Origin of the sequence: Rufibacter roseus, from assembly GCF_001647285.1 — a bacterium.
In the GTDB taxonomy this organism is placed as follows: Bacteria; Bacteroidota; Bacteroidia; order Cytophagales; family Hymenobacteraceae; genus Nibribacter; species Nibribacter roseus.
Map to the genome: position 1 here is coordinate 58,918 of NZ_LRML01000007.1, position 15,319 is coordinate 74,236.

14 protein-coding genes are annotated in these 15,319 nt (G+C 44.8%); 4 read left to right on the forward strand and 10 right to left on the reverse strand.

Annotated elements, in window-relative coordinates; translation table 11 throughout:
• Positions 1–77 precede the first annotated feature (77 nt).
• The 9 genes from A8O23_RS11970 to dnaB form a co-directional block, all read right to left on the reverse strand.
• Positions 78–407 (reverse strand): peptide-methionine (R)-S-oxide reductase, encoded by a 330-nt coding sequence (locus A8O23_RS11970; protein WP_066621490.1) that lies wholly within the window; start codon positions 405–407, stop codon positions 78–80.
• 3 nt (positions 408–410) lie between these two features.
• Positions 411–869, reverse strand: a complete 459-nt coding sequence (locus A8O23_RS11975) for an ATP-binding protein (protein WP_066621492.1) — start codon at positions 867–869, stop codon at positions 411–413.
• Positions 870–881: 12 nt separating this feature from the next.
• On the reverse strand, positions 882–1,265 hold the full coding sequence (locus A8O23_RS11980) for a methionine-R-sulfoxide reductase (protein WP_066621494.1): 384 nt from the start codon (positions 1,263–1,265) through the stop codon (positions 882–884).
• A 186-nt stretch (positions 1,266–1,451) separates the two neighbouring features.
• On the reverse strand, positions 1,452–2,243 hold the full coding sequence (locus A8O23_RS11985; RefSeq protein ID WP_066621496.1) for an EF-hand domain-containing protein: 792 nt from the start codon (positions 2,241–2,243) through the stop codon (positions 1,452–1,454).
• A gap of 198 nt (positions 2,244–2,441) precedes the next feature.
• Positions 2,442–2,942 (reverse strand): GNAT family N-acetyltransferase, encoded by a 501-nt coding sequence (locus A8O23_RS11990; protein ID WP_066621497.1) that lies wholly within the window; start codon positions 2,940–2,942, stop codon positions 2,442–2,444.
• Positions 2,943–3,098: 156 nt separating this feature from the next.
• Entirely contained in the window at positions 3,099–4,934 is a 1,836-nt protein-coding gene (locus A8O23_RS11995; RefSeq protein WP_066621498.1) for a S41 family peptidase, read from the reverse strand.
• Between the two features lie 27 nt (positions 4,935–4,961).
• Positions 4,962–5,879 (reverse strand): hypothetical protein, encoded by a 918-nt coding sequence (locus tag A8O23_RS12000; protein WP_066621499.1) that lies wholly within the window; start codon positions 5,877–5,879, stop codon positions 4,962–4,964.
• A 66-nt stretch (positions 5,880–5,945) separates the two neighbouring features.
• Entirely contained in the window at positions 5,946–6,365 is a 420-nt protein-coding gene (locus A8O23_RS12005; RefSeq protein WP_153042179.1) for a hypothetical protein, read from the reverse strand.
• A 233-nt stretch (positions 6,366–6,598) separates the two neighbouring features.
• A complete protein-coding gene (gene dnaB / locus A8O23_RS12010) occupies positions 6,599–8,179 on the reverse strand; it encodes a replicative DNA helicase (protein WP_066621502.1) in 1,581 nt (526 codons plus the stop codon).
• An 882-nt stretch (positions 8,180–9,061) separates the two neighbouring features.
• Between dnaB and A8O23_RS12015 the strand changes: the two genes are divergently transcribed.
• Both A8O23_RS12015 and A8O23_RS12020 read left to right on the forward strand, forming a co-directional pair.
• Positions 9,062–10,444: a UDP-N-acetylmuramate--L-alanine ligase gene (locus A8O23_RS12015; protein ID WP_066621504.1), complete on the forward strand. Its 1,383-nt coding sequence runs from the start codon at positions 9,062–9,064 to the stop codon at positions 10,442–10,444.
• 13 nt (positions 10,445–10,457) lie between these two features.
• A complete protein-coding gene (locus tag A8O23_RS12020) occupies positions 10,458–11,279 on the forward strand; it encodes a 3'-5' exonuclease (RefSeq protein ID WP_066621506.1) in 822 nt (273 codons plus the stop codon).
• A gap of 358 nt (positions 11,280–11,637) precedes the next feature.
• Here A8O23_RS12020 and A8O23_RS12025 read toward each other — a convergent pair whose 3' ends face one another.
• Positions 11,638–12,447, reverse strand: coding sequence for a M48 family metallopeptidase (locus tag A8O23_RS12025; RefSeq protein WP_066621864.1), 810 nt, complete (start codon positions 12,445–12,447; stop codon positions 11,638–11,640).
• A gap of 225 nt (positions 12,448–12,672) precedes the next feature.
• Here A8O23_RS12025 and A8O23_RS12030 point away from each other — a divergent pair, with 225 nt between their 5' ends.
• Together A8O23_RS12030 and A8O23_RS12035 are read left to right on the forward strand one after the other, a co-directional pair.
• Entirely contained in the window at positions 12,673–13,284 is a 612-nt protein-coding gene (locus A8O23_RS12030; protein WP_066621508.1) for a fumarylacetoacetate hydrolase family protein, read from the forward strand.
• Positions 13,271–15,199, forward strand: coding sequence for a M23 family metallopeptidase (locus tag A8O23_RS12035; RefSeq protein ID WP_239693395.1), 1,929 nt, complete (start codon positions 13,271–13,273; stop codon positions 15,197–15,199). Before A8O23_RS12030 ends, A8O23_RS12035 begins: the two co-directional genes overlap by 14 nt.
• The last annotated feature ends 120 nt before the right edge of the window (positions 15,200–15,319 follow it).

Here is a 15,319-nt window from a genome sequence, read left to right on the forward strand (position 1 = left end):
TGTTTTAGGATTGATTTCTTAAAAACAAGCCTAAAACACATGACCTCCTTTTGCTGGAGGTCATGGTGTTTTACTTTCTATGAATCTAGTTTACTTGACGGCTGATAAGCCACAGACTCGGCATTAATACAGTAGCGAACTCCGCTGGGAGTTCTTTCATCTTGGAACAGGTGCCCCAGGTGCTGCCCACAGTGGTGACACAGCAGCTGGATTCGGTCTCGGCCATAGGTCTGTAACAGGTGCTGTTGTACATTCTCTCCCAAATGAGCCCAAAAGCTAGGGAACCCGGTTTTAGAATCAAACTTCTTACCCGCTTCAAAAAGAGGCACGCCACATTGGGTACAGGTGTAGACCCCTTCTTCTGCCTCTGGCTGGCGGTTCCAATCAATTTTGCGGTTTTCAAACATAGGCTATTGCTCTTCCGGCAGCTCTCTAATCAACTCCTCTACAATAAAACCGTTGTTATGCAGCTGCACAGTAAACAAACGGTCAAAGCCTTCGTCAAACGACGGTGCGGTTAGTTTTTTATGGCAGTCATACAGGCCAATATCTTTTATACGCTCCTTCCCCTCCCGCTCACTGTTACGTGCCAATGCCTCAGCCAAAGAGGTTTGGAAGAAATACCCTATCACCTCATATCGGTGCTCTTTTGCCAGCGCCAGGTACTTCCGCCTTTCCTCTATAGTGGGATTGGTATTATCCACTACAAAGCGGGTGTTGGTTTGCAGGCACAGCTGCAGGAATTTGCTTTCCCGCTTGCGGGTACGCAGCAAATCAAGACTAATGCGCACGTGCGAGTTAAAGAAGTACTGCTTATAAAAGCTTGACTTGCCAGATGCCTGTAGACCTGTAAAAAGTATGGCCTGCACTACCCGGTATTGTTAGTCTTGCTTGGCCGGTACAAACTCCATAGAGATAGAGTTGACACAATGGCGGGTATTTTTAGAGGTAAACCGTTCTCCCAAGAACACGTGACCCAAATGGCCACCACAGTTAGAGCACACTATTTCTGTACGGCGGCCATCTGCGTCGGGCACACGGGTTACGGCTCCCGGAATTTCATCATCAAAGCTAGGCCACCCGCAGTGCGATTCAAATTTGTCTTCAGAGCGGTAAAGCGGGGCGTTACAACGGCGGCAAATGTAAGTGCCGGCCTCTTTGTTCGTGTACAGCTTACCAGTGAAAGGGCGCTCGGTGCCCTTGTGCAAGATGACATACTCCTCCTCTGGAGTAAGTTGATTATATTTTTTATCGTGGTTTTCCATCTTCCTAAAGGTTTCTATTTATGAACTTGTACTACTTTTCTGCTTTACTTGTTTTTTGGGAAAGCAAACACAAAGGTAGAGAAATAACAAGAGGTGTTTTGGGGCTGTTTTCATGAAACAGCCAAAACACCTCTTGAGAAAAATACTACAAAACCTGCTGATTACAACTGCAGGTTCATTTATTGGCTACGGCCTTTGACCCGTTGTAGCCCCACCCGTTGTGCTTTGGCCGTTTCCAGTAGTTCTTTGGCCAGTACCGGTTGTTGTTTGACCGGTAGTAGCTCCACCAGTTGTAGATTGGCCGGTGGTGACTCCGCCTGTTGTGTTTTGGCCTGTGCCAGTTGTGGTTTGACCTGTGCCAGTTGTATTCTGGCCGTTCATGCCTTGACCTGTGCCGTAATAGCGGTTATTTCTGGTATTGTACTCATCGTTGGTGAGAGATCCGTTGCGGTCGTTGTCCCACATTCCGAATACTCCGTCTGAATACTCCCGCTCATTTATTCTTTTGTCCCCGTCACGGTCCCAGGTGCCGTAGTAGTTGTTTTTGCTTATTCCGGTTCTAAACTCGTTTTGGTCTAGCTTGTTGTCCCGGTTGGCATCCCAGTCAGACCAGTTCTGGTCTGTTATGCCGTAGTCTCTTGAAGCAGCAGTCCATTCCTGCTCGTCTAATGAATTATCTCTGTTCGTGTCCCAGGTATTATAATAGCTACCGTAGAACTCGTCTTCATCTAAGAAAGAATCACCGTTTTTATCCCATTCTTTATACTTGTTGTTTGACGTAAAGGAGGTTGAGAAACGATTATTGTCCCAGGTGTCTCCTGCGGCTGTATTCTCTTGTGACATGTTGACTGAGTCTTCAGCTCCCTCATTTCCTTCAGCTGTTTCTGAACTGCCTCCACAAGCTACCAGACCAGCCAATAAGGAGCAAAAAAGGCCGTTCCGCAGAATTCTCCCGATACTTACTCTTTCTTTTTTCATTGTCTTATTTTTAGGTTAAAACTATGTACCAGTGAAAGTGTACGGGTTGTCTATGAATTATGGTTCAATGAAAGGCTTATTTATACATTGGCTTTCAATAAGTTAATATTAAGGAATAGATATATCTGAACTCATGTAGCACTAAAATCCGTGATGATGTTTTCTTATATTTCTGATGATGAAATATTGATCCCTTTTCTAAACCCTCCGGATAGCATACACTAATTCATCTAACAGTTCTCCATTTTTCACCAGCGTTTTCTCAAAATGGGCTTCTAAACTGAAACCTACCTTTTCTAAAACTCTTTGTGAGGCCAGATTGGTACCGAATGGACGGGCAAAGACTCTGTCAATCTCAAAAGATTGGAAGGCAAAATCAATCATTTGAAGTACGGCCTTGCTCATTAAGCCTTTGCCCCAATATTCTTCAGAGAGCCAATATCCAAGCTCTGCATTTCTGTGGTGAATATCTGCCTGCGGATGAACCCCTATTCCGCCAACGGCCTCGCCGTTAATATCTATCGCGAAAATATGTATTGGTTTATCTTTGGTTGCAAACTCTATAAAGGACCGCCCGTTTTCTTCTGTATAAGGGTGCGGAAAGGCGTCGGTCATGAAGCGGGCTATGTTGATGTTGTTGCCATGCTTCACCACACTGTCCAGATCATCAATTTGCCAGGGTCTTAGCTTGAAATCCATCGATAGTTTATATTAAGAGCTAATGAATTGTGGTTTAATTATACCAGATTGAAAATGGTTAATATTTCTCAGGGAGACGCTGCTAAACCGTCACAATTCTGATGGCTGCTGTTTTAGCCCTCTTTTTCAGAAAATAGCGCTAATACAGCTCATCAATCAGTTGGCATTGATTAATTCAATGGCTCGGTCTAAAGGCTCATCTCTTTTTTCCTGCATCGCCTTTAAAGTAGATTTCACCTCTTGGTTTATTTTTATGCCAATGCGTTGGGTGGTTGTCATGTCAGGATAAAAAACGGCGTTTGCCGTACATTCCACCACATAATTACCAGGCAGGTAAAAACGTTTTACATCGCCGTCGGCTCCGGCGGTTTGCTGCCCAATAGTAATAGCCTCTGGAAAAAGGTGTTGCAGGTTCATGGCCAGCCACTCTCCAATACCTTGGGTGGAGCCGTTTACCAGTAACACAACTTTGGCAGGACGAGGCGCCCCCAGAGGAGTAATGTTAGTGGGAAAATATGCCTCTCTTCTGGCCAGATAGCTATAAGTTGCAGGAGTTTCTGGGTTTAGCAAGTAATAGCGGGCAAATAAGTTATCTGCGGTGCCAAATTTCCGGTAAAGGTGTTCATACACAAAGTCTGAATTGTCTGGCGTACCGCGTAAATCTAGTATAAGTCCTTTGGCGGCTATTATCTGGTTGAACAATGAATCTAATCGCTTTCCAATATCCTCTATTTGCACATCTTCTGACAGCCGCTCTGTGTCATTGATCTGAACATAGGCAATGGAGTCTCCTATCCACTGCAGCCCTTTCTTTTTCTTTACTGGATTCAGCCTTTTTTTGAAATATTGATCTATGAGCTGGGCTTTATCTGGTTGCAGCGGGTCTATTAGCTGCAGATTTACACTTATGAGATCATTTCCCCGCAGCAATAGCACCTTTGTGTCTGAATCAGCGGAGCGAAACAATAAATTATCTCCCCACTCTCCTACCTTGGCCCATAACGCCGATCTGTTCGAAACTGACAAAACGTTTTCCAGCGCCGATACCCATACATCAATTGGTTGGTCATCTAATTCTTCCAGAACATCATTCACTTGAATATTAGATTTTGCGCAAAGTTCTGGATCAATCAGATTTGTAACGACTATTCTTCGATCTATCACTTTATAGTCAAAGGGCGGATAGAACTTGTTCTTGAAGATACTTTCTTTGTAATGCAGCTGCCGAAAAAAAGGAAAGGCCTGACTGTCATCCAGGCGGGCGTTCAATCCTAATAAAGCCGTTTCATAAGCTTGGCGGCTTCCGGCTTGGCTGAACAACGGAATAAAATCCTGCACCACCATGTCCCAATTCTCATCCATGAGGTATTTATGGGGGTACAGGTAATCTACAAAGGCTTTGAATTTAGCCAGGGCCAACATACGGAGGGCATACGGCACATTTTCTTCCTTCGGAATTTCATAGGCCGGTTCATTGGGCATGGTGCCGCCATAGGGATTATACCGCACATAGGTGTACTGGTGCTTTTCGTCGGTGAAACGGTGGTCAAATACTGTCTGAAGAGCTTTCCGGTTATCTGCATTCAGGTACCTTGAACGGGTGCGCCAGCGGTCATCTAAGTTCCGAAGCAGAAAGGCATGGGGAGTTTTGTTGAGGGACGGTGTTACTTTGGGCGTGCCAGGCATTCCTACCTCCTGTAGCATAAGCGCTAGCACCTGGTTTACTTCTTTTTGGGTTGAGGCGTTGTCAAGCGGCGGCAGGTAGCGCAGAAAAAGTGAATCGGCAGAAATGTTACCTACGGCCAAGGCTGGGTGGTGGTACTTCAGAAAACCCCACACGTGGTAAAAGTAGAGATGCTTTTCGGTGTCTGGGCTATTTTGGGCACGTGCATAGGGGCTGCCCAAAAAGCAGGCGCAAAAAAGAAACAACGTAAGTACCCAATAATGTACCCGCAAGGCACCGGCAATATAGCGGTAGGTGTTAAGTATCATGCTGAAAAGAAAGGGTAAGGCCAGATATTACTGTAAGTCTATGGTTCTTTCTTCTATGCTGGTGGTGTTGTCTGCCTTTATGATTTTAGTTTGCACGCTGTACATCACCCACCCAGATTCATGAATTCTGGAGGCTACCAAAATTTCATTACTGATGTCTTTCAGGTCTTCCAGTTTAGGTGGAGTAACTTTCAAATTTTTTGAAATATCTACTAAGTAAGAATGTGTAGCCTTTATCAGCTGCTCCTGATTAATTTCATGCGTAGCCCGCATTATCACATTGCTGTCTTCCGTATCTATTTCATCTAAATATACCGTGACTTCAGAATCAAAAGGCTCAGAACCGTACGGATTGTATACTTTCATTTGGCCTTCCAGTAATTCACCTAAAGTATATTTACCTCCATGGAAAGTATAAAACTGCTGTATATCATTAACAGCAACTGCCTCAATCGCTTCTTTTGAATTGTAAAGTCCTTCCGTCTTCTTAAGCACCTCCACTACCTGCGGAACGTTCCCCAACTCCCTCTTCAATTTTTCTACAGACTTTTTTACTTGGTTTCTTACCTCTTTCCAGTTCACCACCTCTTGAAAAGAGCCCATCTCATTTGTCTTGATGACTACTTTCAGGTCTTGCTGAATACGGGCCATCTTCAAGGCCAACACATTAGAACTGCTCAAATTAAAGTTTCTGTAATGCCATTCAATGGTATAAGAGGTGGCGGTTGAGTCTAAAATAGTGATATCTACGTCGTATTTCATGGTTTCGCGCGACGTGGTATCTGTGCCTTTCACCTTGATACTTTCTTGGGTGACCGTATAGGTTTGCTTTTCCTTTTTGTCCCAGTATCCTATTACCTGTGCCGTAGAATCAGCTATGTTAATCTGAGCAAAAGAATTGGTGATGCCCATGTAAAACAGCATCAGGAGTAAACGAGTTTTCATAATAAAATGAAAGGGAAAGGGATAGTAGTGTAGCTACCTAAGAAGTATGTGTGGGTGTGTAAAATTTCATTTTCTGCTTGAAAAGATTTCACACTCAATTTTTAAATCTCCCTTTGTGGCTGTTAAAGGTTCAAATTTAAAAAAGCATGTGTCATTATACCAATCAAGACTCTTATAGTTTATACTAAAGTTGCCATGCAATGTGTCTGAACGATAAAAGATTGAATCGCTCCAACCAAATTGTAGTACTCCATCTCCATTTAATGCACCAGTCATTTTTAGGTTCATTGAATTTGGATGTATAGCTTGTTTATCAATTATTACAATGGCTTTTTTTACGGAATCATGTAACTTCAGCTCAATAGTTCTTGATGTTATCCAGAAGCTATTATCAAGTGAAGTAAAAACATACATGAATCCACCTATTAACAAAACTGAAACTATAGCACATCCTATCACGGCTATTTTAGTTTGATTTCTATTCATTTTTGATGCCTTTTGATCGCCCCATACGTTTACCGCGTCAGAAAAGAAATTCCTTTTCCTCTTCTTTCAGAGGAAGTAACTTCTGGTATTACTTACTATCTACCTACATTTTATGAATATAATGTTCTTTGCTAATCTGTTTTAGAGCTATTTTCTAAAAAGTAGCTCTAAAACAAAAGGCTGCCTCTCTTATGAGAAGCAGCCTTTCTGAATATTTTGCAACACCGCAGATGTTAAAACGGAGGAGCATCATCAAAAGAAGATGGAGGGAATCCGCCGCCATCGTTCATTTTGCTACCTAACCTAATGGTATTAGGAGCACCTCCGCCAGCTGCCGGTCCGTCGAAATCAGAAACCGGGAAACTTCCTCCTCCGTCAAATGGGCTGCCTCCGCCAAAGCCATCTTCCAGGTTACCGAATTTAGTGTACTTACCAATGAATTTAAGAGCCACACTACCCACTTCACCGTTCCGGTGCTTGGCTATAATTACTTCACCCACACCCAGCGTTGGGTTTCCCATTTCATCTTCGGTAATACCGTAGTATTCCGGACGGTACAGGAAGCATACCATATCGGCATCCTGCTCAATAGACCCGGATTCACGTAAGTCAGAAAGCATAGGCTTTTTGTCACCGCCTCGGGTTTCCACGGCACGACTCAACTGCGAAAGGGCAATCACGGGCACGTTCAACTCTTTGGCTAGCTGCTTTAGCGCCCTTGAAATTGAGGCAATTTCCTGCTCACGGTTACCTCCGCCTTTGCTGCCTTCCGCGTTGCCGCTCATCAGCTGCAGGTAGTCAATGATCACCATCTGGATGTCATGCTGCGCTTTTAATCGGCGGCACTTGGTACGAAGCTCCCGTATGGAAAGACCCGGGGTATCGTCAATAAAGATAGGCGCTTGGCTTAATCTGGTAATCTTGTGGTTCAGCTGCGTCCACTCATAATCCGCAAGATTACCTTTCTTGATTTTCTCCGAGTCCAACTCCGCCTCGGCAGATATAAGACGGTTTACCAACTGAATAGAGGACATCTCCAGCGAGAAGATAGCCACGCCTTTGCCAAAATCAACCGCGGCGTTCCGCATGGCCGAAACCACGAACGCCGTCTTACCCATAGCCGGACGTGCCGCCAAGATAATTAAGTCTGAGGGTTGCCAGCCTGAAGTTACTCTGTCTAGCGCGGTAAAACCACTTGGCACACCCGTCAAACCTTCTTTCTGGCTTTTCTTGGCTTCCAGCTCTTTGATGGCTTTGTGCATCAAAGACTGCATGTCGTCAAAGTTCTTCCGGATGTTAGACTCACTCACCTCAAAAAGCTTCGCTTCGGTGCTGTCCAGCAGGTCAAACACGTCGGTGGTATCTTCATAGGCGCGGCCTAATACTTCGGAGGAAATACTGATGAGGTCACGCTTGATAGCAGCCTCAGTAATGATACGGGCGTGAAATTCAATATTGGCCGCGGAGTTTACCCTTGTCGTTAGTTGCGTTACATAATATGCACCACCCACAAACTCCAGCTCCCCCTGCTCGCGCAGTTCCTGGGTAACCGTTAAAATATCTATAGGCTCTGACTTGTCAAACAAAGCCAGAATAGCTTTAAAAATGCGCTGATGCGCGTCTTTGTAAAAACTCTGAGGTTTTAAAAGGTCAATTACTGCAGTAAGGGCATCTTTCTCCAGCATGAGTGCTCCCAACACGGCTTCCTCCAACTCCAAGGCTTGAGGCGGAAGTTTGCCTAAACCCTGAGGCACAGCATTTTTCGTATTCCAGGCGGCTCTGCCCCTGCTCTGTATCTGTTTCGTCTCCTCCATAATGACAAATGTAAGATTTTTGACGCCTCCGGTAATCCACATAAAACAGGTATCTATCCACAATTTTAGTCCTGAGTCTTGAGTCGAGAGTCCTGAGTCTAGAGTCAAAAAGAAGTGACTAAAGACCGCACCTTCCTTAGCCTATCCTGCGGGAGCGGGCAACGCAGTGCCAAGGGCACGTAGGCGCTTAGCGGGAGCAAGTAGTGCAGCTACAAGTCAGTAGTAGCCACTTCCGCTATGGAACAGCGCACTTTTGCCAGGTGGTAAAATAGATGAAGCCCCTCCTGTCTGAGCGGCAGCGAGTCAGGGGCTTCTTGATTCTTTTGGTTACTTTTCTCATCAAGGAGAAAAGTGACAAACCCCGGCAGGGAGAGAGGCAGTTTGAGGTTTAGTAATAAAGGCAGAGGGAGTAAAAGCTTTTTAAGTTGTTGGTGAGAACACGCAACAACGGCAGAGGGTAAAGCGATGGAGGAGGCAATATCTCTGGCAGGAGTAATAGTTTTCTTTAGATCCTTCAGCTAGCGCTCAGGATGACCTCAAAAGAAGGATGACCGCAAAAGAGTAAGATCTGGAATATAAGGACGCATCTGTGTAAACATCCCCCTTCGCCCCCTTCAAAGTGGGAGTATCAGGAATACGAGCGGACACAAGCGGACGCTTGCGCCAGGGAAAATCTTCAGAAAAGACACAACCTGTTTTCAGCCTCTTTTTAAGAAAACAGGGCTAAAACAGACCTATCCCCAGATCAGAATTCTTCTTCCTCAAAACTATTCTTCAAAAGTAATCCACAAATTTCCTGTCACATATCCACAAATCCGTTGGCTGCGTAGCTAGAGAGCATAGGCTAAAATCCTTACATTTGCTTTCTTTGAGATAGACTACATGAGTACATCGGCGTATCAGCACATCCACATGATTGCCATTGGCGGCAGCATCATGCACAACTTAGCCCTGGCCCTGCACCGCAAAGGCTTGAAAGTTACTGGCTCTGACGATGAGATTTTTGAACCGGCTAAAGGTAGATTGCAGGCAGAAGGACTGCTTCCTGAGCAGGAAGGTTGGTTTCCTGAAAAACTGCAGCCTCTGCCAGATGCCGTAATTGTAGGCATGCACGCCCGCGCCGATAACCCTGAATTGTTGTTTGCGCAGGAAAACAACATCCCAATTTTCTCTTTCCCGGAGTTCATTTACGAGCAGTCAAAGAATAAACAGCGCATTGTAATTGCCGGCAGTCACGGTAAAACTTCTATTACGTCTATTATTCTGCACGTGCTGAAGTACCATGGCCGTAAGTTTGATTATGCCGTGGGCGCACAGCTAGAGGGTTTTGACCTGATGGTGAAACTGACCGATGATGCTCCTATTATAGTGATTGAGGGCGACGAGTATTTGTCCTCTCCTATTCAGCGGGTACCTAAAATACATAAATACCATCACCACATTGGCGTGATCAGCGGCATCAGCTGGGATCATATCAATGTATTCCCTACCGAAGAGAATTACCGCGAGCAGTTCCGCATTTTTGTGGAGATGACGCCAAAAGCCGGCTCACTTATTTACAACCAAGATGATGAGCAGGTGTTGGAAGTGTGTGTGCCCAATAAAACAGACGTGAACTACGTCGGCTACACCATTCATGAGCACAAGATCAAGAAAAGCGGTAAAACAATTCTTAAGACAAAGAAGGACGACGTAGAGATTCAGCTATTCGGGGAGCACAACCTGCGCAACATCAGCGCTGCCAAAGAAGTCTGCAAGCGCATTGGCATTAAAGGGCAGGCTTTCTATGAGGCACTGGCCACTTTCAAAGGAGCCGCCCGTCGTTTAGAGAAAATTGGGGAGAATGAGCACACGCTGGTGTATAAAGATTTTGCCCACGCTCCCTCTAAGTTAAAAGCCACTTCTGAAGCTCTGAAAAAGCAATATCCGCAGCGGCAGCTCATCGCCTGCCTTGAATTGCACACGTTCAGCAGCCTCAACAAAGATTTTTTACCTCAATATAAAGGTACTTTCTTAGCACCAGACGTCAAGATTGTGTACTTTAACCCCAAGACCCTGGAGCACAAGCGTATGCCCCCTCTTGATCCGCAAGATCTGAAGGCAGCGTTTGGCGACGAGAAGATAGAAGTGTTTACAGATAGCCAGGCTTTACAAGAATTTTTACTGTCACAAAACTGGAAAGACAAGAACCTGCTGATGATGACCTCTGGCACCTTCGGCAATTTGGATTTACAGAAACTGGCCCAAACCGTTACCGCTTCTTAATCAGACGTCGCCTATGAAATTACACCTACGCAAACCCATTGTTTTCTTTGACCTGGAAACCACAGGCGTGGACATCTGCAAAGACCGTATTGTGGAGATAAGTATGTTGAAGGTGATGCCTAACGGCGAGGAAATTCTTAAAACCCGTCGCGTGAATCCCACCATTCCTATTCCCATTGAGTCCAGTATGATCCATAAGATCTATGACGACGATGTGGCTGACTGCCCCACGTTTGCTCAACTGGCCCGGTCACTGGACGATTTTTTGCGAGGCTGTGATTTAGGAGGCTTCAACCTGATTAAATTTGATATTCCGTTGCTTGCAGAGGAGTTCTTGCGTGTGAACATAGACTTTGACATTGAGAACAGAGCCATTGTAGATGTTTGCCGAATTTTCCACCAAATGGAGCAACGTACGCTTTCTGCGGCCTACAAATTCTACTGCGACAAAACCTTAGAAAACGCCCACTCAGCCGAAGCCGACACCGTGGCCACGTATGAAATCCTGAAAAGTCAGGTGTCATTCTATGAGAACGCTCCCCTGCCCGGCGCGGAAGACCAAAGTGATTTCCCGGTCAAGAACGATATGCAGGCCCTGCATAAGTTCACCTTTCAAAAAACAGCTGATCTTTCTGGCCGCATTGCCTTTAACGCTGATGGCGTAGAAGTTTTTAACTTCGGGAAGCATAAAAATATACCAGTAGAGGATGTGCTCAAAAAAGAACCCAGCTATTATGACTGGATGATGAAAGGAGATTTCCCGCTCTACACCAAGAAGGTTTTGACCAAAATAAAGCTTAGAGGGGCTCTGCAACAAACGGCAATGAAACAATAACAGGGATTAGTGAACAGGGATCAGTAAACAGTTAAAAAAATGCTTTTATACAAATATAAAGGGTGGAATAAAGCATAACTCATTTTGTTTTTAGCTCATTTTTCTAAAATCTAGTCAAAAACAGAGAAGCCTACTTCAAATGAAGTAGGCTTCTCTGTTTTTGACTTTTGCTCTTTACATGTTAGATTATTGTTACTTTATCTTTGTAACCCATTCCCAACTGCTATTTAACACTATTAATGCTTACTTATAACTGATTACTGTTCACTGACCAACTACTTGGCCTTATCAGATTTCAAGAGCAATGCCATAAGTACAGCTCCAAAAATCAACCATTTAGAATTTATCTTCATAAAGCTTAGCGACCGCTGTAGTATTTCTTTGCTTCCGGCAAGTGCTTCTGAATATCGGCAATACGGGTCTGGTTTGAAGGGTGCGTACTTAATATTTCCGGCTGAGACTGCCAACCGCTGGCGGCATCCATTCTTTTCCAAAAGGTAAGAGCTGCCTCTGGGTTATAGCCAGCCATAGCCATAAAGATCAACCCCAACCTGTCAGCCTCAGACTCTTGGGTACGGCCGAACTTCATCATTCCTACACCGGCTCCAATACCATAAGCTACATTTACCACTTGTGAAGTGGCACCACCCTGTCCGGTTGCGGCTCCAATAACCCCCCCCCCTGCCTCAGCTAGCATTTGCTGGCTAATTCGTTCATTCACGTGTTTTGCGATTACGTGCGCAATTTCATGACCCATTACTACGGCCAGACCAGTTTCATCTTGGGTAATAGGAAGCAAACCAGTGTAAACTGCTGTTTTCCCACCTGCCATGGCAAATGCGTTCTGCTGTTTTGGGTCATCAATCAAATTAAACTCCCATTGATAACCGGCTAGTTGATCTGAGGCTCCCTGCTGGCGCATATAGGTCTCTACCGCCTGCTGAATGCGTTGCCCCACCCTCTTTACCATGGCCGTCTGCTGGGCGTTGTTAGACAGTTTACTTTGAGACATCATTTCACGGTAAGCTTGAAGAGACATCTGCATTACCTCTTGGTCACTTACCAGAGAGACTTGTCTGCGGCCGGTAATAGGCACCGTAGAGCAACCAACAGTAACTAATACAGCCAAGGACAAAAGAGCATTTCTAAGGAAATTCATTTGTTTCATAGGTTTAATGGTACATAATCTGGACTCAGCCAGCGGCATTCCCTTTTCCGGAATGTACCCGTATACGGTAATTCCTATGTTTGGTGATACCTCACGCCATCCTCCAGCACAAATCTAGTTTTTCCTATATATAATTTCATGCCAAATTTTAGCAAACGTATAAGTCTACTACCTGAATGGGCATAAAAAACTCTAAATGCTATATCTTTGAAAATAAAAACCGACATGAAAATACTTGCCATAGGCCGTAACTACGCTGAACATATAGCCGAGCTTAAGAATGAGGTGCCCGACGAGCCAGTTATTTTTTTTAAACCAGACACGGCCGTACTCCGGAACAATGACCCTTTTTATTACCCAGACTACTCAACCGACATCCATTATGAAGTTGAATTGGTACTTCGTGTTGGCAAGGAAGGGAAAAACATTCAGCCCAAGTTCGCAAGCAAATACATTGACGGCATTGGCATTGGTGTAGACTTTACCGCCCGAGATCTGCAAACCAAAGCAAAAACCAAAGGCCTGCCCTGGACCCTGGCGAAAGGATTTGATGGTTCAGCTCCTGTTTCTTCTTTTCTGCCTGTAGAAGATTTCCCGGCCTTTGATAATATTACCTTTGGCCTAAAAGTTAACGGGGAACTGAAACAGCAAGGCAATTCCAGCATGATGATTCACGACTTTGCGGCAATTCTTACGTATATGTCGCGGTTTATTACCTTAAAAAAGGGAGATCTCATTTTTACCGGCACACCGGCTGGAGTGGGGCCAATCAAAATAGGTGATAGACTAGAGGCGTTTGTAGAAGATAAAACCTTACTGAATTTTGAAGTTAAATAATATCCGTTCTTTCTTATTAACTGGTCTTTTAGGCTTAAGCACATTAGGGTGGGGACAAACCAGCACAACCCCTCCAGCTCCAGCTCCGGCGTCTAACCCTGCCAACCCATTTCTGTTTCCTATTAAGCCGGGAACCCAGAACTTTCTGTCTGGTAGCATGGGGGAAATACGCCCAAACCACTTTCATGGCGGTATTGACATTAAAACCGATATGAAAATTGGTTTACCTGTTTATGCCGCCGCTGATGGGTATATTTCCAGAGTCAGGATATCCAGCTACGGGTACGGCAACCATATAGTGGTCACACATCCCAATGGATTAGTAACTACCTACTCACACCTAAATCACTTCCCTCCTGCCCTGGCGCAGCACATGCTACAACTGCAGTACCAGAAAAAAGATTTTGACATTGATGTGTATCCTACCCAAAACCAGTTCCCGGTAAAGAAAGGTGACATCATTGCCTACTCCGGAAACACAGGAGGCTCAGGCGGGCCCCATTTGCATTTTGAAGTACGCGACGCAGAAAACAAACTCCTAAACCCGCTGCAATATGGTTTTACAGAAGTAGTGGACCAGGTGCCGCCTACTGTATACAACTTTGCCTTAACCCCGCAGAGCATAGATGCCCGTGTGCAGGGAGAATATAGCCGCAAAGAATTCACCCCAGAAAAACAGGGCAACCTGTATACCATCAAAGACACCCTTAAAGCCTCAGGTTTGTTGGGGCTGGAGATTCAGGCAATTGACCAGTACAATGGCGCCGCCAACAGAAACGGAGTACAGGCCATGGAACTGCGTGTAAATGGCGAGGCCGTTTACCGCCACCTAATTGACAATGTACCCTTTGAAAAGTCAAGACAGGTATCCGTTCATATTAATTTTCCGGTGTTGAAGTTGACAAACAAGGCATTTCAGCGCCTGTACGTGGCAGACGGAAATACTTTGCCTATTTATGAAGTAGACGCTGACCGCGGTCGCTTTAGAATTGAAGAAGGTAAGCTGTATGAAGTGGTGGCCGACCTAAAGGACTCCTACAATAATTTAACCCAACTGCGGTTCATGGTTCGCGGCGAAAGCAGCGCTTACCAAGAACTTGGAAGACCAGAGGTGAAAACTCCTAAACTCAGCTATGATGTGATGGAGAGCATCCTTAAAATAACAGCAGCTGACACAGCCCAGGCAAAGCGTAATCTTGATTTGTACATTGGCAATTATAAGTATGCTGTTATTCCATCTTACAAGAATGCTGCGGGTTCAGTTTACCTGTACAACATGATTGGCGGCATACCTGACTCCGCCATTTTGGATGGCACGAAAGTTAAATTCCCGTTCAATCGGCTAATTCCACCTAACACTGAGTTTCTGTACACCAACAGGTTTATGGATATAGCCTTCTCAAAGAACTCTTTGTATGATACCTTGTTTCTGCAAACCCTGCATGATTCCCAAGATGTCATCCATGTCAATAACCCACTCATCACGCTTTTTGAACCTGCCAAAATCACCATCAGGCCAAGAGAAATACCGGCAGACAAAAGCAAGGCTGCCGTGTATGACTTAGGCTGGGGCAAAGGCCGAAGATATTTAGGCGGCACCTGGAACGGCGATGCCATTACATTTCAGGTGAAAGACCTGGGTCGCTATAAAGTTTTAACCGATACGGTTGCCCCTACCATTAAACTAGTGAAGAAAAACTCCTCAGAAATCAGCTTCCGGATCAGTGACAACCTTTCAGGCATTGCGTCTTGGCATTGCGAGGTAAACGGTCAGTGGCTCTTACTTAAGTGGGAGCACAAAAACGCCACCCTTACCTCAGAGCGTTTAGATAAAACAGTACCTTTGTCCGGCGGCGTGGTTTTAAGGGTAAAAGACTCAGTAGGCAACGAAGCTGTTTACACTACTAAAATTTGACAGATGATTAATGAGTAATGAATAATGATTAAATGTTCTTGAATTAGTTGTATGAAAAGCTTCAACATTCATTTTAATCTATCTCCATTATTTTTTAATCATTAATCATTGTTCATAACT